This window comes from Streptodolium elevatio, assembly GCF_040649515.1.
In the GTDB taxonomy this organism is placed as follows: Bacteria; Actinomycetota; Actinomycetes; order Streptomycetales; family Streptomycetaceae; genus Yinghuangia; species Yinghuangia elevatio.
This window is the reverse complement of record NZ_JBEZFP010000088.1, coordinates 18,914-39,800: the sequence shown is the minus strand read 5'-3', so window position 1 is coordinate 39,800 and position 20,887 is coordinate 18,914. Positions and strand designations below refer to the sequence as shown.

At 71.7% G+C, this 20,887-nt stretch carries 16 protein-coding genes and 2 pseudogenes; 10 read left to right on the top strand and 8 right to left on the bottom strand.

From position 1 onward, the window contains the following. The first annotated feature begins 223 nt into the window (after window positions 1–223). The 7 genes and pseudogenes from AB0C36_RS28515 to AB0C36_RS28485 all read left to right on the top strand — a co-directional run bounded on the left by AB0C36_RS28515 (window position 224) and on the right by AB0C36_RS28485 (window position 7,802). Window positions 224–2,353 carry a S9 family peptidase gene (locus tag AB0C36_RS28515; RefSeq protein WP_358359346.1) on the top strand — a complete coding sequence of 710 codons (2,130 nt, stop codon included), beginning with the start codon at window positions 224–226 and terminating at the stop codon, window positions 2,351–2,353. Between the two features lie 287 nt (window positions 2,354–2,640). Next, window positions 2,641–2,943 carry an urease subunit gamma gene (locus tag AB0C36_RS28510; protein WP_358359342.1) on the top strand — a complete coding sequence of 101 codons (303 nt, stop codon included), beginning with the start codon at window positions 2,641–2,643 and terminating at the stop codon, window positions 2,941–2,943. 116 nt (window positions 2,944–3,059) lie between these two features. Beyond that, window positions 3,060–3,371, top strand: a pseudogene (locus AB0C36_RS43275) (urease subunit beta); the annotation flags it as partial. 149 nt (window positions 3,372–3,520) lie between these two features. Then, the gene (locus AB0C36_RS28500) at window positions 3,521–5,242 is read left to right on the top strand and encodes an urease subunit alpha (RefSeq protein WP_358359336.1); all 1,722 of its coding nucleotides are present in this window, start codon (window positions 3,521–3,523) and stop codon (window positions 5,240–5,242) included. 116 nt (window positions 5,243–5,358) lie between these two features. Beyond that, window positions 5,359–6,048, top strand: coding sequence for an urease accessory protein UreF (locus AB0C36_RS28495; protein ID WP_358359334.1), 690 nt, complete (start codon window positions 5,359–5,361; stop codon window positions 6,046–6,048). Beyond that, window positions 6,038–6,715, top strand: a pseudogene (gene ureG / locus AB0C36_RS28490) (urease accessory protein UreG); the annotation flags it as partial. The gene AB0C36_RS28495 and the pseudogene ureG, both read left to right, overlap by 11 nt. Window positions 6,716–6,851: 136 nt before the next feature. After that, on the top strand, window positions 6,852–7,802 hold the full coding sequence (locus tag AB0C36_RS28485) for an urease accessory protein UreD (protein WP_358359331.1): 951 nt from the start codon (window positions 6,852–6,854) through the stop codon (window positions 7,800–7,802). Between the two features lie 185 nt (window positions 7,803–7,987). Here the strand turns inward: AB0C36_RS28485 and AB0C36_RS28480 are convergent, their stop codons facing one another. The 6 genes from AB0C36_RS28480 to AB0C36_RS28455 form a co-directional block, all read right to left on the bottom strand. Beyond that, entirely contained in the window at window positions 7,988–9,085 is a 1,098-nt protein-coding gene (locus AB0C36_RS28480) for a hypothetical protein (RefSeq protein WP_358359329.1), read from the bottom strand. 170 nt (window positions 9,086–9,255) lie between these two features. Continuing rightward, window positions 9,256–10,230, bottom strand: coding sequence for a LacI family DNA-binding transcriptional regulator (locus tag AB0C36_RS28475; RefSeq protein WP_435839134.1), 975 nt, complete (start codon window positions 10,228–10,230; stop codon window positions 9,256–9,258). Window positions 10,231–10,369: 139 nt separating this feature from the next. Beyond that, the gene (locus AB0C36_RS28470; protein WP_435839133.1) at window positions 10,370–11,836 is read right to left on the bottom strand and encodes a GH1 family beta-glucosidase; all 1,467 of its coding nucleotides are present in this window, start codon (window positions 11,834–11,836) and stop codon (window positions 10,370–10,372) included. A gap of 96 nt (window positions 11,837–11,932) precedes the next feature. Beyond that, window positions 11,933–12,850 (bottom strand): carbohydrate ABC transporter permease, encoded by a 918-nt coding sequence (locus AB0C36_RS28465; RefSeq protein WP_358359349.1) that lies wholly within the window; start codon window positions 12,848–12,850, stop codon window positions 11,933–11,935. A 14-nt stretch (window positions 12,851–12,864) separates the two neighbouring features. Further along, window positions 12,865–13,833, bottom strand: a complete 969-nt coding sequence (locus tag AB0C36_RS28460) for a carbohydrate ABC transporter permease (RefSeq protein WP_358359323.1) — start codon at window positions 13,831–13,833, stop codon at window positions 12,865–12,867. A 149-nt stretch (window positions 13,834–13,982) separates the two neighbouring features. Next, the gene (locus tag AB0C36_RS28455) at window positions 13,983–15,296 is read right to left on the bottom strand and encodes an ABC transporter substrate-binding protein (RefSeq protein ID WP_358359320.1); all 1,314 of its coding nucleotides are present in this window, start codon (window positions 15,294–15,296) and stop codon (window positions 13,983–13,985) included. 456 nt (window positions 15,297–15,752) lie between these two features. On the opposite strand from AB0C36_RS28455, the gene galE reads away from it, so the two are divergent. From galE to AB0C36_RS28440, 3 genes are all read left to right on the top strand, one after another. Then, on the top strand, window positions 15,753–16,703 hold the full coding sequence (gene galE, locus AB0C36_RS28450) for a UDP-glucose 4-epimerase GalE (protein ID WP_358359317.1): 951 nt from the start codon (window positions 15,753–15,755) through the stop codon (window positions 16,701–16,703). A 617-nt stretch (window positions 16,704–17,320) separates the two neighbouring features. Next, the gene (locus tag AB0C36_RS28445; protein WP_358359315.1) at window positions 17,321–17,521 is read left to right on the top strand and encodes a type II toxin-antitoxin system VapB family antitoxin; all 201 of its coding nucleotides are present in this window, start codon (window positions 17,321–17,323) and stop codon (window positions 17,519–17,521) included. Further along, the gene (locus tag AB0C36_RS28440) at window positions 17,518–17,937 is read left to right on the top strand and encodes a PIN domain nuclease (protein ID WP_358359313.1); all 420 of its coding nucleotides are present in this window, start codon (window positions 17,518–17,520) and stop codon (window positions 17,935–17,937) included. The genes AB0C36_RS28445 and AB0C36_RS28440 overlap by 4 nt, the downstream gene beginning before the upstream one ends. 71 nt (window positions 17,938–18,008) lie before the next feature. Here the strand turns inward: AB0C36_RS28440 and AB0C36_RS28435 are convergent, their stop codons facing one another. Further along, window positions 18,009–19,691 carry an N-acyl-D-amino-acid deacylase family protein gene (locus tag AB0C36_RS28435; protein WP_358359311.1) on the bottom strand — a complete coding sequence of 561 codons (1,683 nt, stop codon included), beginning with the start codon at window positions 19,689–19,691 and terminating at the stop codon, window positions 18,009–18,011. Next, on the bottom strand, window positions 19,688–20,872 hold the full coding sequence (locus tag AB0C36_RS28430) for an amidohydrolase family protein (RefSeq protein ID WP_358359309.1): 1,185 nt from the start codon (window positions 20,870–20,872) through the stop codon (window positions 19,688–19,690). Before AB0C36_RS28430 ends, AB0C36_RS28435 begins: the two co-directional genes overlap by 4 nt. Between the last annotated feature and the right edge of the window lie 15 nt (window positions 20,873–20,887).

The following is a 20,887-nucleotide window of genomic DNA, read 5'->3' as shown; positions in this document are numbered from 1 at the left end:
CCCTCCTCAACCCCCCTCCTCAACCCCCCTCCTCGACCGGCCTGGTCGGTCGCGCTGCTCGGCTCTGCTGGTTGGTGTTGGATTTTTTGGGATGGGGTTGGGGGAGTGAGTTGGCGGGGGTGGGGCACCTGGGGGTGGGGCGGGGCGTTGGAAGAGGGAAGGGTCCGGTGGTACCGGGGTTGCGGGCGGACTCGTGCCGCGGCGAGACGACAGAATCGAGCTCATGAGTACTCAGACCGAACTTCCGTACGGGTCCTGGCCGTCTCCCATCACCGCGGAGGCGCTGGTTGTCGGTGCCGCTTCACCGGGCGAGGTGCGGGTCGACGGGCGCGATGTCTGGTGGTCGGAGTCGCGTCCGTCGGAGGGCGGGCGCGATCAGTTGGTGCGGCGCGCGCCGGACGGGACGCGGGTGGACGTCCTGCCGGACGGCGTCTCCGCCCGTACGCGCGTGCACGAGTACGGCGGCGGCGCGTGGGCCGTGCGCGACGGGGTGCTCGTGTACGCGAACTGGGCGGACCAGCGGCTCTACCGCCTGGACCGCGGCGCGGCGGAGCCCGTGCCGGTGGCGCCGGAGCCGAGCGTCGCGCACGGGTGGCGGTACGCGGACGCCGAGATCGTCCCCGCCGGCGTGTGGGGCGAGCGCGCGTGGATCGTCGCGGTGCGTGAGAGCCACGAGCCGGAGGTGGTCGAGGCGCACGGGGAGGCGGCCAACGAGCTGGTCGCCCTGCCTTTGGACGGGGCCGCCGTCGCCGATCCCGCGCAGGTGCGCGTGCTGGTGACCGGCCCCGACTTCGTCTCGTCGCCGCGCGTGGCGCCCGGCGGGACCGCGCTCGCCTGGACGCAGTGGGACCACCCCGCGATGCCGTGGGATGCGACGGAGTTGGTGGTCGCGCGCGTGGACGTCGTCGGTGGCGTGCCGGAGCTGACCGGTGCCGAGGTGATCGCGGGCGGGCCCGGCGAGTCGGTGCTCCAGCCGACGTGGGCGCCCGACGAGTCGCTGTGGTTCTCGTCGGACCGCCGCGACGGGTGGTGGAACCTGCACCGTGTCGGGGCGGGCGGCCAGGTCGAGGTGGTCGCGCCGGTGGACGGCGAGATCGGCGGGCCGCAGTGGGTCTTCGGCCAGCGGCAGTTCGCGTTCCTCGCCGACGGGCGGGTGGCGTGCGCGCTGGAGAGCGACGGCCTGTACGACCTGGCCCTCGTCGACCCGGCGCGCCCCGAGCAGCCGCCGCAGGCGATGGTGACCGGCCTGACCTGGGTGGACCAGGTCGCGGCGGGCCCGGAGGGCGGCGCGGACATCGTGCTCATCGGCGCCGGCCCGGCCGAGGAGGCGGAGCCGCTGGGCATCTCGCTGCCGGACGAGCACGAGCGTCCGGTCGCCGACGAGTCCGACCCGGTCTTCGACCGCGACATCGACGACACCGAGACCGACCTCGGCGATTTGGGCGAGGAGCGCGAGGGCGGCGGTCACGCGCTGCTGGAGCGCCTGCGTCCGGCCCGCGCCGCGGTGGTCACGCCGGACTGGTTCTCGATCCCCGAGCCGATCTCGTTCCCGTCCGCCGACGGCCGCACCGCGTACGGCATCCTCTACCGCCCCCGCCACCCGGAGGTACGCGCGCCCGAAGGCACCCTGCCTCCGCTGCTCGTCACGATCCACGGCGGCCCTACGTCCATGGCCCGGGCGATGCTGACCCTCGACGTGCAGTACTGGACGACGCGCGGTTTCGCACTCGTCTCGGTGAACTACGGCGGCAGCACCGGGTACGGCCGCCCGTACCGCGAACTCCTGAACGATGCCTGGGGAGTTGTCGATGTCGAGGACTGCGACGCGGCCGCCCGCCACCTCGCCGCGACCGGGGCCGTCGATCCCGGAAGGCTGGCGATCCGGGGCGGTTCGGCGGGCGGGTTCACGACGCTCGCGGCGCTGGCGTTCGGCGACACGTTCGCGGCCGGGTCCAACCACTTCGGCGTCGCCGACCTGGCGGCACTTGCGCGCGACACCCACAAGTTCGAATCGCGTTACCTGGACGGGCTGGTCGGCCCGTACCCGGAGGCCGCGGACCGCTACAAGGAGCTGTCGCCGATCAACCACACCGCCGAACTGACCTGCCCGCTCGCGGTGTTCCAGGGCCTGGAGGACAAGGTCGTGCCGCCCGCGCAGTCGGAGATGATCGTCGAGGCGGTCAAGGCGAAGGGGCTGCCGTACGTCTACCTCGCCTTCGAGGGCGAGCAGCACGGCTTCCGCAAGGCGGAGAATATCATCCGCACCCGCGAGGCCGAACTGTGGTTCTTCGGAAAGGTGTTCGGATTTGAACCCGCCGACGCCGTCGAACCCCCGCCGGGCGGGGGCTTCTGACAGAACGTCACTTCGCAGGTACGCCCGCGCCCGACGGGCCGATTCGCGCGCGTGAGAGCGCGTGCATCGGACAACGCGCGCCGACCGCTCACCCGTTCGGCCGGGCGCGCCTGCGATGTGGTCGACGTCTCACCCGGGAAACCGCTGGTCAGCCACCCCAATTGCGGGGAATGAGAATTTGGATACCTCCCGGTAACAATGACCGCACCAGCGGGTAACACGAGCCGTGAATTCTCGAGTCAGCCAGGAGGACACACCGGTCGACTTGAGGAACGGGGGACCGACGCGTGCTGCTCACCCCGCACGAGCAAGAGCGCCTCATGCTCTCGTACGCCGCCGATCTTGCCCAGCGGCGCAGGGACCGCGGGCTGCGGCTCAACTACCCGGAGGCGGTCGCCGTGCTGTCCTCCTTCCTGCTCGAAGGGGCCAGAGACGGGCGGTCCGTCGCCGATCTCCAGGAGGCCGGGCGCCACGTCCTCGGCCGGGACGACGTCATGGACGGCGTCCCCGAGATGCTGGGGGAGGTGCAGGTGGAGGCGACGTTCCCCGACGGCACCAAACTCGTGACGGTGCACCACCCGATCCCGTGACCGGCGCGTCCTCGCCGACGGGCGGCGCCAACTCCGCTTCCCCCGGCGGCGGTACGCCCAACGGCGGCAAGTCCCGCACCGGCTCGCCGGGCGGCCGGGCGAAGGCCCCCCGTCCCGTCGTCCCGGGCGAACTCCTTCTCGGCACCGACCCGGTGCCGCTCAACCCAGGCCGCCCGGTCACCGTCCTGCGTGTGCTCAACACCGGCGACCGGCCCGTCCAGGTCGGCTCGCACCTGCACTTCCCGGCCGCCAACGACGCGCTCGACTTCGACCGCGGCGCGGCGTGGGGGCAGCGGCTGGACGTCCCGGCGGGCACGGCGGTCCGCTTCGAGCCGGGCGTCGCGCGCGAGGTCTCCCTCGTGCCGCTGGCCGGCTCACGCGTCGTACCGGGCCTCAAGGCGGGCCGCGGCGGCATCTTGGACGGTACGGACGAGTCCGGCAGCACCGGCAGCACCGGCACCACCCCGGCGACAACCGGCGGCACCGCGGCCGCCGGCCCACCCGCCCCCGCCGCCGTCCCCGAACCCTCCGCCAACGGACAGAGCCCGCAGGCGACTCCGACGTCGGAGGTGGAGAAATGAGCTCGATCGACCGCCACCGCTACGCCCTGCTGTACGGCCCCACCACCGGCGACCGCATCCGCCTCGCCGACACCGACCTGGTCGTCGAGGTCACCGAGGACCTGTGCCGCCCGCACGGCGCCGGCGGCGACGAGGTGATCTTCGGCGGCGGCAAGGTGATCCGCGAGTCCATGGGCCAGTCCGTGGCCACGCGCGCGGACGGCGCACCGGACACCGTCATCACCGGCGCGGTCATCCTCGACCACTGGGGCGTCGTCAAGGCCGACATCGGCATCCGCGACGGCCGCATCGTCGGGATCGGCAAGGCCGGCAACCCCGACACGATGGACGGCGTACACCCCGACCTGGTGATCGGCCCGTCCACCGAGGTCATCTCCGGCAACGGCCGCATCCTCACCGCGGGCGCCGTCGACTGCCACGTACACCTCATCTGCCCGCAGCAGTTCGGCGAGGCACTGGGCGCGGGTGTCACCACGATGATCGCGGGCGGCACCGGGCCAGCGGAGGGCAGCAAGGCGACCACCGTCACCCCCGGCGCGTGGCACCTCGCCCGCATGCTCGAATCGCTCGACGAGATCCCGATCAACTTCGTGCTCCTCGGCAAGGGCAACACCGTCTCCGAGGAGGCGATGTGGGAGCAACTGCGGGCGGGCGCCGCCGGGTTCAAGGTGCACGAGGACTGGGGGTCGACGCCGGCCGCGATCGACGCGAGCCTGCGCGTCGCCGAGGCCGCGGGCGTCCAGGTCGCCCTGCACAGCGACACGCTCAACGAGACCGGCTTCGTGGAGGGCACCCTCGCGGCGATCGGCGACCGGACGATCCACGCGTACCACACCGAAGGCGCGGGCGGCGGGCACGCGCCCGACATCATCACCGTCGCCTCGATGCCCAACATCCTCCCGTCGTCCACCAATCCGACGCGGCCGCACACCGTCAACACCGTCGAGGAACACCTCGACATGCTCATGGTGTGCCACCACCTCAACCCGTCGGTCCCGGAGGACCTCGCGTTCGCCGAGTCGCGGATAAGGCCGTCGACCATCGCCGCCGAGGACGTGCTCCACGACCTCGGCGCGATCTCGATGATCGGCTCGGACAGCCAGGCCATGGGACGCGTCGGCGAGACGATCATGCGGACCTGGCAAACGGCGCACGTGAACAAAGTTCGGCGCGGTGCTCTTCCCGGTGACGGCGTGTCAGACAATTTGCGCGCCCGCCGCTATGTGGCGAAGTACACAATCTGCCCGGCCGTCGCGCACGGGCTCGACGACGAGATCGGGTCGGTCGCGGTCGGCAAGCTCGCCGACCTCGTCCTGTGGGAGCCGGCGTTCTTCGGGGTACGGCCGCACGCGGTGCTCAAGGGCGGCGCCATCGCGTACGCGGCGATGGGCGATGCCAACGCGTCGATCCCCACCCCGCAACCGGTGCTCCCGCGCCCGATGTTCGGCGCCGCCCCGCGTACCGCCGCCGCGACGAGCCTGCATTTCGTCGCGCCGGCGGCACTCGAATCGGGGCTCGCCGACCGGCTCGACGTGCGGCGTCGCCTCGTGTCCGTCGCCGACGTGCGGGGCCGCGGCAAGAGCGCGATGCCGCTCAACGACGCGATGCCGCACATCGAGGTGGACCCGGGCACGTTCGCCGTGCGCATCGACGGCGAGAAGGTGGAGGCGCAACCGGCGGCAACCCTGCCGATGGCGCAGCGTTACTTCCTGTTCTGACGGCCCATTAACAATGGGCGGGTAGCTTGACAGGAGCGTCGACGGACGACGTGGACAGCAGCGGTGACCGGCCAGATCCCGGAATCGACGGCTAGAACGGTAAGAGGTGGTTGGCAATGGCGGCAGGACTTCTCCTCCTGGGCGACTCACGACTCCCGGCGGGCGGGCACGCCCACTCCGGCGGACTCGAGAACGCGGTGGCACGCGGCGAGGTGCACGACCTCGACACGCTCACCGACTTCCTGCTCGGCCGCCTGTACGGAAACGGATCCGTCCAGGCCGCATTCGCCGCATGCGCGGCACTCGTCGCGGGACCGTACGGGCTGAGCACGGACGGGCCCTGGGCGGAACTCGACACCGAACTGGACGCACGTACCCCGTCCGCACCCGCCCGCGCCTCCTCGCGCGCCCAAGGCCGTTCGCTGCGCCGCATCGCGCGCGCCGCCTGGCCCGAGGAGCCCTGGACCGCACTCGGCGTCTCGCCGCACCACGCGATCGTGCTCGGCGCCGCGGCCACGCGCGCGCGGCTCGACGAGCGCGAGGCGGCCGTGCTGGCCGCCACCAACACCGTCAACGGCCCGGCCTCGGCCGCGGTGAAGCTCCTGTCCTTCGACCCGATCGCGGTCACGGTCGTCCTCGCCGAGATGGCCGGGCACTGCGACCAGGTCGCCGAGGAGGCCGCGACCGCGGCCCGCACCGTGCTCGCCGACGGCGACTGGGACCGTCTGCCCGCGTGGTCCGCACCGGGCCTGGACGTATGCGCCGAACTGCACGCCCGCGAGGAGGTCGTTCACTTTGCATCTTGATCACGACAGCAGCTCCGGCGGTGGCGGGCACACGCATCGGGTACCCGCGGTGGTGCCCGGTTCGCGCCCGCTGCGGGTGGGCATCGGAGGGCCGGTCGGCTCGGGGAAGACGGCGCTGGTGGCGGCGCTGTGCCGGGCTCTCGCCGGCAAGGTCTCGCTCGCGGTGGTGACAAACGACATCTACACCACCGAAGACGCCGACTTCCTGCGGGCCGCGGGCGTACTTGCCGCCGACCGCATCGCGGCGGTGCAGACGGGCTGTTGCCCGCACACCGCGGTACGCGACGACATCAGCGGCAACCTCGACGCCGTCGAGGACCTCGAAGCGGCCCACGCGGACCTCGAGTTGGTGGTCATCGAGTCGGGCGGCGACAACCTGACGATGACGTTCAGCCGGGGCCTCGCCGACGTGCAGTTGTTCGTGATCGACGTGTCGGGCGGCGACAAGGTGCCGCGCAAGGGCGGTCCCGGTGTCACGCGGTCCGACCTGCTGGTGATCAACAAGACCGACCTCGCCCCGCAGGTCGGCGCCGACCTGGGCGTCATGGACCGCGACGCGGCCCGGATGCGGCCGGGAACTCCGGTGGTGTTCCTGTCCCTCCGCGGCGAACCGGGGGCGGCGCCGGTGACCGAGTGGGTGCTCGCCCAACTCGGTGCCTGGCAGGCGGGCACCGCGGTCCCGGTGGCCGCCGCGATCGGCGTCACCTCCGGCGGCGCCTCGGGCGGCGGCTCAGGCGGCAGTTCGGGCGGCACGTCCGCGGCGCCGACGGTGTCGACCGCGTCCACGGCGGGGTGACCTGACGATGGAGGCCGGCGCGGTCGTCCGGGCGGAGACGGCGCCGATGCGCCGGGGAGGGCGTGGCTCCGGGCCGGTGACCCGGATCGTCGAGGTACGCGGCCAAGTGCCGCTGCTGCCCCGCATCGCCTCCGTGCCCGGCCCGGGCGCGGAGGTGGTCTTCGTCGCGGGCGCCGCGGGGCCGCTCGGCGGCGACGAACTGACGGTACGCATCGAGGTCGGCCCGGGCGCGCGCCTCACGGTCCGCACCGCCGCTGCCGCCGTCGTGCTGCCCGGCACGGGCGAACCGGCCCGGCAGTCCGTCGAGATCGTGGTCGACGACGGCGGCGAGCTGGAGTGGCTGCCGGAGCCTGTCGTGGTGGCGGCAGGCGCGCGCTACGAATCCTCGGTGAAGGTCACTTTGGGCCGCGCGACCCGGCTTCTCATGTGCGAGACCCTCGTGCTGGGCCGCGCCGCGGAGCCCTGCGGCGACGCGGTCTCGCGCTGGGACGTCGCCGCGGAGGGCCGCCCGCTGCTGCGCCAGCAGTCGGCGTACGGCCCGGCCGCCAAGCCCGGTTGGCGCGGTCCCGCCGGTACCGCGGGGGGCACGGTCGTCGCGAGTCGGCTGCGCTTCCCGGACATCCCGGGCACCACGCCGCGACTGCCCAGCGCGGTAGGCCGGGCCGTGTGCGAACTGGCCGGGGGAGGGCTCCTGACGACGGTGACCGCCGCCGACACCCTTACCGCCGAGCGGCTGTTGAACGAGGACGCCCCGCAATCGCCCGCGCCGGCTACGGCCTTGGCTTCGGCCTCGGCTTCGGAACGTCGTCCTCCGACCGACGACGCGCCTGCCGGGCCTTCCGCACCGGCCACGTCCAGCGGGCCGAACGAGCCCGGTCCCGACGGACCCAACGGTCCCAGGGGGTCGAGAGGGTCCAGAGGGGCCACCGCCTCCCGGCCGACCGCTGTGGCCCGCTGATACGACTCGTCGGCTCGGCTCACCCGGCCCAACCCGGACGTTTGACCGGTTCCCGGCCTGGCCGTCGACGGAGCCGGAGTCGGAGCCAGACCGGCCGCGGTCCCGCTCCCGAATCCGGCCCGGCCTGGCCTGACCTGGCCCCCGAGCGGGACCTGACGCCCCGCCAATTCCCGCGTACGCCCCGGCTACGGCTCCTCGTCGCTGCCGAAGGCGACCGCGGGGAGGTGGACCGTACCGAAGTCCGGATGGTCGAAGGACGGTTGCACGGGGCGGAGTTGACTCCCGAAACCGTCCGGGGCGAGCATCCCGGTGGCGGAGAGGACCGCCTCGATACGGCGGATGGCGGCGGGCCGCCCGGTGACGGCGACGCGGACGGCTCTGGGCTCGCGGCGCAGGAAGTGGTTCTCGTGGCGCTGGATTTCGATGTCGGGCAGCGGCGTCTCGGCCATCTGCCGTATGAGGGCGAGCAGGTCCTCGGCGGTGACCGGTGTCGTCGGCGGGCGCGGTTTGCCGGTGCTCGGGTCGATGTCGCCCCGCCACACGGCTGCCGGATGAGGGCCGGCCCTGCCCTGCAACTGCCCCCAGATACCGTCCTCGGCCAGACCGAAGTCGACGCGCAGGGCCTGCCCGGCGGTGTGCACGTGCCTCACCGCGCTGTCGAGGCCATGCCAGAAGACCAGGCGGCGTCCCGCGAGGGCGGCGCGCAGTTCGTCGGCGCCCTGCTGGGCGGGGAGTGCGGCCGCCGGGGCGTCGGGGTGGGTGGACGGGACCAGTTGCGTGAACACGCCTGCCAGTGGCCGGCCTTCGCGATCGATGACCTCGATGTGCCCGGCGGCGGGACGGGTGTCTTCCGGGCCGCGGCCGGGGACCGGGATGGTGCCGACAAGTCGTACCGCCAGCACGGCCAGGGTTTCGTCCGCCAGATCCGCCCGGGCGGCTTCGATGTACATCGCCCGCAGGCGCATGTTGGCGCGTTGGGCGTCGCGCAGCCGCACGATGTGGTCGCAGGTCTCGCACAGCGGCCGGTTGTCGACCCACGTGCACGGTGACTCGCAGAACGCACCGCAGTCGGCGCACTCGTGCGCAACCGGCGGGCATTCGGCGAGAGCGTACAGCGGCAGGTGGCGGTACTCCGGGGTGCGTACCTGCCCGCGTACGCGGCCGCCGGGCACCCGGGGGTACGGCAGGCCGGCCAACTGCTCCGGCGTCAGCAGTCCTTCGGGGACGTCCTCGAAGCGCGCGTACAGAGGCTGTTGGGGGTCCTTCGGCGGCTTGTAGGGCATGCGGCGTCTCTCCCGTCCGGTCCGCCCCCAGCATGCCCGGTGCGAGCGCGGGCGCGTCCCACGCCCACGGCCTCACGCTCCTGTGCCCCAGGCTCCTGTGCCCCAGGCTCCTCTGCCCCAGGCTCCTCTGCCCCAGGCCTCTCCGCCCCACGCCCTGCCCGCTGTGCGGGTCAGGCCGACGCGCGGGTCACGAGGTGGGTGGGCAGGATCACCGGCTCGGCCCCGCTGCCCGCGACGACGTGGTCGAGGAGCAGGCGCGTCATGCGTCGGCCCTGCTCGTGGACCGGCTGGTGCACGGTCGTCAGCGGCGGGTCGGACCACAGCGCGGCCTCGACGTCGTCGAACCCGACGACCGCGACGTCCTCCGGGACGCGTCGGCCCGACTCGCGCAGCACCGACACGGCCGCCGCGGCCATGAGGTCGGAGGCCGCGAAGACGGCGTCGACGTCGTCGGCGGTACGCAGCAGTTCGCGCATCGCCGCGGTGCCCGAGTCGCGCGTGAAGTCGCCGTGCACCACCACCGGTTCGCCGTCGACCTCGTCCAGGTAGCCCTTCAGCCGGTCGATGCCCGCGCACATGTCCTGCGGCCCGGCGATGGTCGCGATCCGCCGCCGACCGCGCTCGTGCAGGTAGCGGGTGGCAAGCCGGGCGCCGCCCACGTTGTCGGCGTCGACGTACGTGATGCCCTCGGCACGGCCGAGCGGCCGACCGCCGACCACCACGGGGATTCCCGCCTGGACAAGGCGGTTCGGCAGCATCGCGTCGCCGTGCAGCGAGACGAGCAGCGCGCCGTCGACGTGTCCGCCGCGCAAATAGCGCTCCAGGCGCTGCTGGTCGGCGGACGTGCGGACCATCATCAGGACCAACTGCGTGTCGGTGCCCGAGAGTTCCTCGCTCACCGAGCGCACGATGCCGGTCAGGTACGGGTCGCCGAACAGATGGGTCTCCGGCTCCTGGATGACCAGCGCCACCGAGTCGGTCCGCCGCGTGACCAGGGTCCGTGCGGCGCGGTTCGGCACGTACCCGGTCTTCGCGATCGCCGCCTCGACGACCTCGCGGACCTGCGGGCTGACCTTCGGCGAGTTGTTGATGACCCGCGAGACGGTGGCGCGCGAGACCCCGGCCACCGCGGCGACCGTCTCCAGGGTGGGAGCGTCCGGCGGGGGCGGCGCCGTACCGGTCGCCCGCGCCGAACCGACCGCCGAACCGGCGGCGGAACCGGCCGCGGAACCGACCGGCGACCCGTCCGACGGTCCGTCCGGCGCCCCTCCCGGCGTCGTCTCGTCAGGCACCCTGCGGCTCCCCGTTCCCGTTGCGGCCGCGGTGTGCGGCGATGACCGACGCGTACCAGTGCGCGCTGTCCTTGAGGGTACGGCGACCTGATGCGAAGTCCACGTGGATGATGCCGAACCGTTTGGCGTAGCCGTACGCCCACTCGAAGTTGTCCAGCAGCGACCACACGAAGTAGCCGCGCACGTCGGCGCCGTCCGCGACGGCCCGGGCGACTGCCGCCAGGTGGGCGGCGATGTACGCCTGCCGGCCCGGGTCGGCGACCGTGCCGTCGGGGCCGACGGTGTCGTCGTACGCCGCCCCGTTCTCGGTGACCAGCAGCGGCAGCCCGGGGGCTTCGGCCCGCACCCGCATGAGCACGTCGTACAGCCCGGTCGGGTCCACCGGCCAGTCCATCGCGGTCCGCGGCCCGGGCGCGTGCCGGAACCGCACGTCGTCGCAGCCGGGCCAGGGCGAGTGCGCGCTGACGCCGTGGCCGTCGTTGCGCGGCTCGCCCGGCTTCGCGCCCCCGCCGACGAGTGAGGGTGTGTAGTAGTTGACGCCCATCTCGTCGATCGGCCGGGAGATCGCGGCCAGGTCGCCGTCCCGGATGTGCGACCAGTCGGTCAGCGACGCGGTGTCGGCCAGCACGTCGGCCGGGTAGGCGCCGCGTATCACCGGACCGAGGAAGATCCGATTGGCCAATCCGTCGATGCGCCGCGCGGCGTCCACGTCGACCGGGTCGTCCGAGGCCGCGCGTACCGCCGCGGGGTTCAGGACCAGCGAGATCCGTCGGCCCGCGGGCAGTACGGCACGCAGCGCGGCCACGCCCTCGCCGTGTGCGAGGAGCAGGTGGTGATGGGCCGTCAGCGCGGCGGCAGGATCGGTGATGCCGGGCGCGTGCACCCCGGAGGCGTAACCGAGGAACGCCGCGCACCACGGCTCGTTGAGCGTCGTCCACATGGGTACGCGGTCGCCGAGCGCCCGGCCCACGGCCTCCGCGTACTCGGCGAACCTCGCGGCGGTGTCGCGGTTGGTCCAGCCGCCGACGTCCTGGAGGTACTGCGGCAGGTCCCAGTGGTAGAGCGTGAGCGCCGGTACGACACCGGCCTCCAGCATGGCGTCCACGAGCCGGTCGTAGAAGGCCAGGCCGCGCGCGTTCGGCCGGCCGCCCGGCTCGGGGAGCACGCGCGACCACGCGACGGAGAAGCGGTAGGCGGACAACCCGAGTTCGCGCATCAGGCCGACGTCGGTGCGGTACCGGTGGTAGTGGTCGGCGGCGACGTCGCCGGTGTCCCCGTTGTGCACGCGGCCGGGCGTACGCGAGAAGGTGTCCCAGATCGACGGCGAGCGCCCGTCGTCGGCGACGGCGCCCTCGATCTGGTAGGAGGCGGTTGCCGCGCCCCACAGGAACCCGGCGGGCAGGGCGGCGGCGAGTTGGGCGGCGGCGAGTTGGGCGGGGGCGGGTTGCCCGCCGGGCAGCGCGCTGGCGGGGGAGTCTTCGTCGGCGGTCGTACGCACGCGTCGTCCTTCTCTGTGCGGGGAGTTGGTGGGGGGTGGTGGCACGGCGGGCGGAGGTCAGCCCTTCACGGCGCCCTGCATGATGCCGCCGACGATCTGGCGGCCGAGCAGGCCGAAGACCACCAGGACGGGCAGCGTGCCCAGGACGGTGCCGGCGAGGATGACCGACTGGTCCGGCACATAGCCGCCGCCGAGCGAGTTGATGGCCACCTGAACGGTGGGGTTGTCCTGGCTGAGCGCGATGATCGGCCAGAAGAAGTCGTTCCAGGTGGTCATGAAGGTCAGCAGGCCGAGGACCGCCATCGCGGGGCGCGCGATCGGGATCACGATGCGCCAGAAGATCCGGAAGTACGAGGCGCCGTCGACGCGTCCCGCCTCGATCAGCTCGTCCGGCAGCGCCTCGGCGAGGTACTGCCGCATGAAGAAGACGCCGAACGCGGTGACCAGGGTCGGCAGGATCACCGACTGGAGCTCGTTCCCCCAGCCGAGCTTCGCCATCATCATGTACAGCGGGATGAGGCCGAGTTGCGGCGGGATCATCATCGTCGCGACGGTGAACGACAGGAGTGCGCCGCGGCCGCGGAACCGCAGCTTCGCGAACGCGAATCCGGCGAGCGTGCAGGCGAGCACGGTACCCAGCGCGACCGTTCCGGACACGATCGTCGAATTGACCAGTGCCTTGGTGATGTTCGCCTGCTCGTTCGCGCGCTCGAAGTTGTCGGTGAGCCCGCCGCCGGGGAGGAACGGCGGCGGCACCGAGTTGATCTCGGCGTTGGAGCGGGTGGCGGCGACGATGGACCAGTAGAAGGGGAAGGCGGAGACGACGGTGGCGAAGATGAGGATCGCGTACGTCACGACCCCGGCCCGGTCGTGGGCGCGCGGGCGCCGCCGCTTGGCGCGTCGTTCGGCGGGCGGCGAATCCACGCTGTCGACACGGGACTTGGCGGTAATCGGGCTCGCGGTCGCGGCGGTCATGTCGGTCACGTCGGTCACCCCTTCCCGTTCCGCGACTTGGCCGCGGTCAGCTTGGAGCGGTAGCGGGCGATCGCCGCGTTGACGCCGATCACCAGGACGATGACGAGGAAGAGCAGCCACGCGATGGCGGCGGCCTTGCCGAGCGAGAAGTACTGCCAACCGGTCTGGTACATGTAGAGGCCGGTGGTCTGGTACTGGCGCGACGCCCCGCCGTTCATGCCGGTGGTGCCGCCTTGCAGCAGCAGCGGCTCGCCGAAGATCTGGAGTGCGCCGATCGTCGACACGATGATCGTGAAGATGATCGTCGGGCGCAGTCCCGGCAGCGTCACGTGGCGGAACTGCCGCCAGGCGTTGGCGCCGTCCATCATCGCGGACTCGTAGCGGTCGCGCGGGATGGCCTGCATGGCGGCGAGGTAGATGAGCGCGTTGTAGCCGGTCCAGCGCCACGTCACGATCGTCGAAACGGCGATCTGCGACGGCCACTTCTCGTTGAACCAGTCGACGGGGTCGACGCCGACGAGGCCGAGCGCCCAGTTGAGCATGCCGTAGTCGCGGCCGAACAGGCCGGCGAAGACGAGAGTCGCCGCGGCCACGGAGGTCGCGTACGGCAGGAGCAGCACGACCCGGAAGAAGGTCCGGCCGCGCAGACGGTAGTTGAGCAGGTGCGCGAGCCCGAGGGCGAGGCACAGCTGCGGGACCGTCGAGATGACCCCGATGGTGAAGGTGTTCTTGAGCGAGTTCCAGAAGAACTCGTCCTTCAGCAGCGTCGTGTAGTTGTCGAGGCCGACCCAGGCCATCGCGTCGGGGTTCTGCAGCCGTACGCGGTGCAACGAGACGTAGCCCGTGTAGATCAGCGGGAACAGCCCGAACGCCGCGAAGAACACGAAGAAGGGGGCGACGAACGCGTACGGTGCGGCCTTGGTGCCGCGCCGCCGCCACAACTGGCGGCGGGTCGGCACCGTTGCCGGGGACGAGACGGCCATGCGGGAAGTCCTCGGGTCGCGGGGGAGGGGTGACGCGGTGCGGCGGGGCGATTCGGCGGAACGGAGGGCCGGCGCCGGGGCCGTGCCGGACGGCGTGATGCCGTGCGAACGGCGGGGGCCGTGACGGCCCCGGCGCGGTCGGCCCGGGCTCAGCCGAGTGCGGCCTTGACCGACGCCTTGGCGTCCTTCCAGGCGTCATCCGGCTTCACGCCCTGCGCCTCCACGGCGTTCAGGGCGTTCTGGATCGCCACCTTCACGTCGTTGTCGCGAACGCCGAGCGTCTGCGCGGGCATCGCCTCCGCGGACTTGCTGAAGATCTGCCCGATGGGCGCGTTGTTGAAGTACGGGTCGGTCGTCCCGGCGACCTGCGAGATGGCCGTCGTGCGGGACGGGAACGAGCCGCGCTTCTCGAACAGCTTCACCTGCTGCTCCTTCGCGGTCAGCCAGGTGAGCAGCTCGTACGCCTCCTTGGCGTGCTTGGCCCCCTTGGGGATCGCGAGGTACGAGCCGCCCCAGTTGCCGGTGGCGCCGGGTGCGGCGGCGACGTCCCACTTGCCCTGCGTCGCGTCGCCGGCCTTCTCCTTGATGTAGCCGATCATCCACGACGGGCACGAGACGGTGGCGAAGCCGCCCTTGGCGAACGCCTGGTCCCAGTCGGTCTGGAACTGCACGAGCTTGGCGCTCAGTCCGTCCTGTGCCGCCTTCGCGGACAGGTTGAAGGCGTTCTGGACGGCCGGGTTCGTGTCGTAGATCAGCTTGCCCGAGGCGTCGTAGTAGAAGGTCTGCTGCTGCCCGATCATGGCGTTGTACATGCCGGTGACGCTGTCCATGTACGCCGAGCCCTTCGGCGCCTTCGCCGCGAACTGGCGGCCCACGTCGAGGTATCCCTCCCACGTCGACCAGCGCTGCGCCAACTCGTCGCGGCCGGTGGGCAGTCCGGCCTGCTGGAACAGGTCGGTGCGGTAACAGATGGCCATCGGTCCGATGTCGGTGCCGAGCGCGAGCACCTTGCCGTCCGGGGTGGTCGCCGCCTTGGACTTCCAGCCCAGGTATTCGGCGGTCTGCGTCTGCGCGCCGAGGGTGTTCAGGTCGAGCCACTTGTCGGCCTGGTTGTTCGCCACGTCGACGATGCGGCCGACCTCGATGCCCTGGATGTCGTCGAGGTCACCGCCGCCGCCGAGACGCGTCTGCAGGGCCGGCCAGTAGACCTCTTCCTTCTGGGTGGCGTTCTGCTTGATCTTGATGTTCGGGTGGAGGGCCTCGTACTCCTTGTAGAGACCGGCCTCTTCGAAGCCGAACGAGCCGAACAGGCCGACGCTGAGCGTGATCTGCCCGCCGGGGTCGCCGGAGGCGGACGGGTCCTTGTCGTCGTCGTCGGAGCCGCAGCCGGCCAGGGCGGAGCCGGCGAGGACGGCGGCGCACAGTACGGCCAGCGTTCTGGAGCGGCCGGAAGGCAAGCGCATGGGGGACCTCCTGGGACGGGGATCAGGCGGGAGTGGGCGTGCGGATGTGCGGACGAGCAGGCGTGCGGTTGGGCGGCGTACCGGAAATGCGGGCGTGCTGAAGCCGTGCGGGCGTGCTCAAGCTGTGCGCGGGTGCTGCGTGGTGTGCCGCGCGTTCGTATGCGCGGTGCCACGCGCGGACGATCGTGAGCCGTGCGGTGGTTCAGCGCGTGGAGAAGGGCGCGGCAAAGCCTGCTGCGGGAGCGCTCTATCCTGCTGTGAGAGCGCTCTCACAGCAGTGAGACTGACGCGTACCGCGCACAGTGTCAAGGCTCGGAACCAAGCGTGACCCGCCGAACCGGGCGATCGCCGGCACCGGACCGGCGGACCGCTCACCGGACGATCACCGGTTTCTCAGCGGGATCTCAGGCCCGCGGCGCATCCTGGTCACTCGGCGCACAAGCGAAGGTGGATCAGATGCGACTTCTCGTCACCGGCGGGGCGGGCTACATCGGCTCGGTGACCACGGCGGTTCTGCTGGCGGCCGGACACGACGTCACGGTCCTGGACGACCTGTCCACCGGGCACCGCGACGCGGTCCCGCCGGGCGCCGGGTTCGTCGAGGGCGACGTCGCCGACGCGGGGCTGGTCCTGGCCGCCGAACGCCACGACGGCGTCCTGCACTTCGCGGCGCGCTCGCTGGTCGCCGACTCGGTCGCCGACCCCGCCGAGTACTGGCACGTCAACGTCGGCGGGACACTGGCCCTCCTCGATGCGGTTCGCAAGCACGACGTGCCGCGCTTCGTCTTCTCCTCGACCGCCGCGGTCTACGGCGAGCCGGCGACCACGCCGATCCCCGAGACGGCCGAGACGCGTCCGACGAACCCGTACGGCGCCTCGAAGCTGGCCGTCGATCACCTGCTCACCTCGTACGCGAACGCCTACGGCCTCGCCGCGGTGTCGCTGCGCTACTTCAACGTCGCCGGCGCGTACGCGGGGCTGGGCGAACGCCACGTGCGCGAGACCCACCTGATCCCGATCGTGCTGCAGGTCGCCGAGGGCGTACGGGAGCACATTCAGGTCAACGGCACCGACTGGCCGACCCACGACGGCACCTGCGTCCGCGACTACCTGCACATCGCCGACCTGGCCCGTGCGCACGTGCTCGCCCTCGACGCGGCCGCGCCCGGCCGCCACGAGATCTGCAACCTCGGCAACGGCGTCGGGTTCTCCGTCCTGGAGGTCGTCGAGACCGCGCGCCTGGTCACCGGCCACCCGATCCCCGCGGTCGAGGCCCCGCGCCGCCCCGGCGACCCGGCCGTCCTCGTCGCCTCCGCGGACCGCGCCCGCAACCTCCTCGGCTGGAAGCCCGAGCACCCCGACCTGGCCCGCATCATCGCCGACGCCTGGGCCCTAACCGCCCCATAACCCGAGCGGCCACCGACAGGTGGCCGAAAACCGCCGCAGGGCCGCAGGAAGGCCGCGGGAAGCAACAGCACCAAAAAAGCGGAAGGGTACCCGGCCAAGGAACCCCGCTTGATGTTGGTCGTGTGCTCCTTTTTGTACATAACCAACAGTCGCTGGAGCGGCCGTATCCGTCACGCAGATCGACACCGACGACGGCGATGCCTTGGAACGCGTCAAGGCGCTGTCCAACGCCAAAACCAAGAAGAAGTCGGCCAGTCTCGCCCTCGGTACTACGCCGAGCACCAGAAGCGTGCCGCGCGCATCAGCCGCCACTTTGAACGCGTCCGTAGCGGGGGGCGGTGGAGGACGCCGAGCGGCGGCACCAGGCGCGCCTGATCTGAGCGAGCACAGCATCTACGACGTCGGCTGACAGCGACCGCCGTCGGCGTCGGAAAAGCGGAAGGGCGCCCGGCCAAGGACGCCCTTCCATGCGAACTACACAGGTTCGCGAGCGATGCGAGCATATCGCATGCCGTCGCGCAGGTTGATATCGGGAGGAGTGACTGCTTGATATCGTGGTCTCGCTCGCTACTTGTCATGACGAGTGACGTCGTTACGTTGCTGTCGGGAGGTCGACGATGAGTCGCACTGTGATTGATGTGGATGACGAACTCCTGGCTGAGGCGCAGGAACACTTCGGTACCGCAACGAAGGTCGCCACGGTCAACGCTGCCCTGTTGGAGGCGGTGAAGCTGGCGAGGCGCCAGGCGTTCGCCCGGGCGATCATCGATGGAGAGTTCGACCTGCTTGAGCGCGAGCCCAGGCCGGACGCCGGGTGACCACGAGCCGCTACCTGGTGGACAAGTCGGCGCTGGCCCGCTGGAATCGACCGGCAGTTGGCGAGGTTTTGAGCGACCTGTCCCACCGAGGACTCTTGGCCGTCACCGGCGTCGTCGAGTATGAGGTTCTCTACAGCGCACGCAGCCTTGACGAGGCCCGGCGTATGCGGCGGCTCCTGAGTGGATTCGACTACGTCCACTGCGGCGATGAGGTCTGGGATCGTGTCCGAGAGGTGCAGGTTCGGGCGATCGAGAAGGGCTTCCACCGCGCCTTGTCGATGGCCGATGCGCTGATTGCCGCTGCCGCGGAGCGACATGACCTTGTTGTGCTGCACTACGACGGCGACTACGACATGATCGCGAGCATCACCGGGCAACCCACGCAGTGGGTGGTGCCCGCAGGGCAGGCCGACTGAGTCATGGGCGAAGCCCGTCCCGCGGCCGCCACGGTGCGGAGGTGGGACGGGCTTGGTTGTCGTGGGCGGGGTCAGTTGCGGATGGGGACCCTGACGACCTGGCCGGGGAGGCCGGCGTTGGCGGTTCGGGTGCCGTCTATTTGGATGGCGTGGCCGTTGACGAGGACGTGGCGGATGCCGGTGGGCTGGTCGGCGGTGAGGCGTTCGCCGTCCGCGGGGAAGTCGCGGACGCGGCGGATGGGGCCGGGGGCGACGGTGGCCGGGTCGAAGACGACGACGTCGGCCCAGTAACCGGGGCGCAGGTAGCCGCGGTCGGTGAGGCCGAGAATGTCGGCCTGGACGCCGGTCAGCTTGCGGACCGCCCGCTCGACCGGCATGAGGTCGCGTTCGCGGACCCACTTGCCGAGGAAGTCCGTGGCCTGCGGGGCGTCGCAGAGCTGGCCGACGTGGGCGCCGGCGTCGGACAGGCCTAGGGTGCAGTTCTCCTCGGCGAGGATGCCGAGGAGCGCGTCGACGTCGTCGTTGGCCAGGACGCAGCGCATGCGCAGGTCGAGGCCGGGCTCGTCGAGCGCGAGGTCGAGCAGGGTGTGGAACGGGTCGGTGCCGCGTTCGGCGGCGATGTCGGTGAGCGGGCGGCCCAGGAGCCCCGGGTGGGCCGAGGACTCGTCGACGGTGTACGTGCCCCAGCGGGGGACGAGGAACGCGCCTTCCGCCTGCCAGGCGGCGAGCGCCCGCTCGCGGAAGGCCGGGTCGGCGTACGCCGCCCGCCGCTCATCCGCGCCGCCCGCCATCAGCTCGCCGAAGACCGGGTTGGAGTTGAGGGTGAAGGGCTCGGCGAGGGTGAAGGAGAAGGTCAGCGGCCGCGGGCTGACCTGGGGCCAGACCTGGGCGCCCTTCGCCCAGCCGTCGCGGTTGAGCTGGACCAGGCGCTCGTGCGCGCCGGTGGGTGTGGTCATCAGCGCGGTGTAGGTGAACGGGACGCCGATGTCCGGCTGGATCTCGTACAGGTCGTCGATGCCGAGCTGCTCGCCCGGGGTGAACTCCACGACGCCGCGCCGCTCTTCGCGTACCACGGCGAGGAGCGCGTCGATCTCGGCGCGGTCGGCCAGGCGCGAGGGCACCGGCTTGCCGTCGATGCCGCGGTGGGTCTTCGCGAAGCTGGTGGCGAACCCGGCGGCCCCGGCGCGCAGCGAGGTGCGCAGCACCTCGCCCATCTCCGCGATCTCCGGTGCGGTGGCGGCGCGTTCGTAGGCGTCCATGCCCATCACGTACAGGCGCAGCGCGGTGTGGCCGATGTACGCGGTGTAGTTGAGGCCCACGCCGCGCCGCTCGACCGAGTCCAGGTAGCCCGGGAAGTCGCTGAAGTCCCAGGGGATTCCGGCCTCCAGAGTGGCGACGTCCATGTCCTCGACGTTCTCCAGGGTGCGGGCGATCACGCCGTGGTGCTCGGGGCGCGTCGGGGCGATGGAGAAGCCGCAGTTGCCCGCGACGACGGTCGTGACGCCGTGGAAGCAGGACGGCGTCAGCGCCGGGTCCCAGAAGACCTGCGCGTCGTAGTGGGTGTGGATGTCGATGAAGCCCGGAGCCACGATGTGGCCGATGGCGTCCAGGGTCTGACGGCCGGTCAGCCCTTGGCCGATGGCCGAAATGCGGCCGTCCGTGACCGCGACATCGGCCGCGTACGGTGCCGCGCCGGTGCCGTCCACCACCGTGCCACCGGTGATCACCAGGTCGGCGGTCCTGTCAGCGGTCATGCCGGTACGTCCTTTCGTGCGGGGGACTCGCCGGTCTGGGGGGCCCGGTGAGGGAGGGAAAGCCCGTACAACTCGGCGCAGTTGCGCCACAGGATGTCGTCGCGCACGTCCTCGGCCAGGTGCGCGGTGTGGTCCGCGAGCACCTGCTGCGAGTGCGGGAACGTCGAGTCGGAGTGCGGGTGGTCGTTGGCCCACATCAGGCGGCGGTGGTCCATCAGATCGGTGACCCGGAACGCGACCGCGTCGTCCTGGAAGGTCAGGTACACGTGGTCGCGGATGTACTCGCTGGGCAGCCGGCCGAGCGCGCGGTCGCCCAGCCAGTTGCCGTGGTAACGGACGGCGTGGTCGGCGCGGTACATCCAGTGCGGCATCCACCCGGCGTCCGCCTCGACGCACACGACTTTCAGGCGCGGCTCGCGGTCGAAGACGCCGCCGAACACCATCGTGCCGATGACGTCCTGGCAGCCGCGCATGATGCCCAGGAAGCTGTTCATCTTCGGCCCGCGGTACTGCTGCGCGCCGAGTTGGTCGTTGCCGGACGTGAGGATGTGGAAGGCGAGCGGCAGGCCGAGGTCGGCGGCGGCGCGCCACAGCGGGTCCCAGCGCGGGTCGTCGTAGTCGCCGGCTTCGCCTTCGCAGGCGGCGTGGCCGGGCATCATGACGCCGCGCAGGCCGAGTTCCTTGATGCGGGCGAGGTCGTCGACGCCTTCCTCGACGCTGCGCAGCGCGGTCTGGCCCATGCCGATCAGGCGGTCGGGGGCGTGCCCGGCGAACTCCTCGGCCATCCACAGGTTGTACGCGTCGAAGCACGCCTTCTTGTAGTCCGCGTCCGGGTGGTTGCACAGCAGCATGCCGACGGACGGGTACACGACCTCGGCGGCGACGCCGTCCCGGTCCTGCTCGGCGAGCCGGGCGACGGGGTCCCAACCGCCTTGGTGCAGCTGGTCCCAGTCGGTGTACTCGAACGGGCCGACGGTCTCCGGGGGCCGCCCGGCGGCCGCCACCATGCCGTACGGGATGCGGCTGCGCCCGTTGTCGATGTCCATCACCGCCCCCATGCGCGGGTCGGTCGCGGCGACGGGCGCGCGGTCGCGGAAGGCCGGGTCGATGCGGTCGAGGTAGCAGTCGCCGGGCTCGGTGACATGCGAGTCGGCGGATATCGCGAACAGGGGCGTCCCCATGGCGGTCCTCTCACG

Coding starts and splice junctions, on each gene's coding strand:
- AB0C36_RS28515 (WP_358359346.1), top strand. CDS start 224: ATGAGTACTCAGACCGAACTTCCGTACGGGTCCTGGCCGTCTCCCATC.
- galE (WP_358359317.1), top strand. CDS start 15,753: ATGCGACTTCTCGTCACCGGCGGGGCGGGCTACATCGGCTCGGTGACC.
- AB0C36_RS28480 (WP_358359329.1), bottom strand. CDS start 9,085: ATGCCCTACAAGCCGCCGAAGGACCCCCAACAGCCTCTGTACGCGCGC.
- AB0C36_RS28430 (WP_358359309.1), bottom strand. CDS start 20,872: ATGGGGACGCCCCTGTTCGCGATATCCGCCGACTCGCATGTCACCGAG.
- AB0C36_RS28485 (WP_358359331.1), top strand. CDS start 6,852: ATGGAGGCCGGCGCGGTCGTCCGGGCGGAGACGGCGCCGATGCGCCGG.
- AB0C36_RS28455 (WP_358359320.1), bottom strand. CDS start 15,296: ATGCGCTTGCCTTCCGGCCGCTCCAGAACGCTGGCCGTACTGTGCGCC.
- AB0C36_RS28465 (WP_358359349.1), bottom strand. CDS start 12,850: ATGACCGCCGCGACCGCGAGCCCGATTACCGCCAAGTCCCGTGTCGAC.
- AB0C36_RS28495 (WP_358359334.1), top strand. CDS start 5,359: ATGGCGGCAGGACTTCTCCTCCTGGGCGACTCACGACTCCCGGCGGGC.
- AB0C36_RS28445 (WP_358359315.1), top strand. CDS start 17,321: ATGAGTCGCACTGTGATTGATGTGGATGACGAACTCCTGGCTGAGGCG.
- AB0C36_RS28460 (WP_358359323.1), bottom strand. CDS start 13,833: ATGGCCGTCTCGTCCCCGGCAACGGTGCCGACCCGCCGCCAGTTGTGG.
- AB0C36_RS28435 (WP_358359311.1), bottom strand. CDS start 19,691: ATGACCGCTGACAGGACCGCCGACCTGGTGATCACCGGTGGCACGGTG.
- AB0C36_RS28500 (WP_358359336.1), top strand. CDS start 3,521: ATGAGCTCGATCGACCGCCACCGCTACGCCCTGCTGTACGGCCCCACC.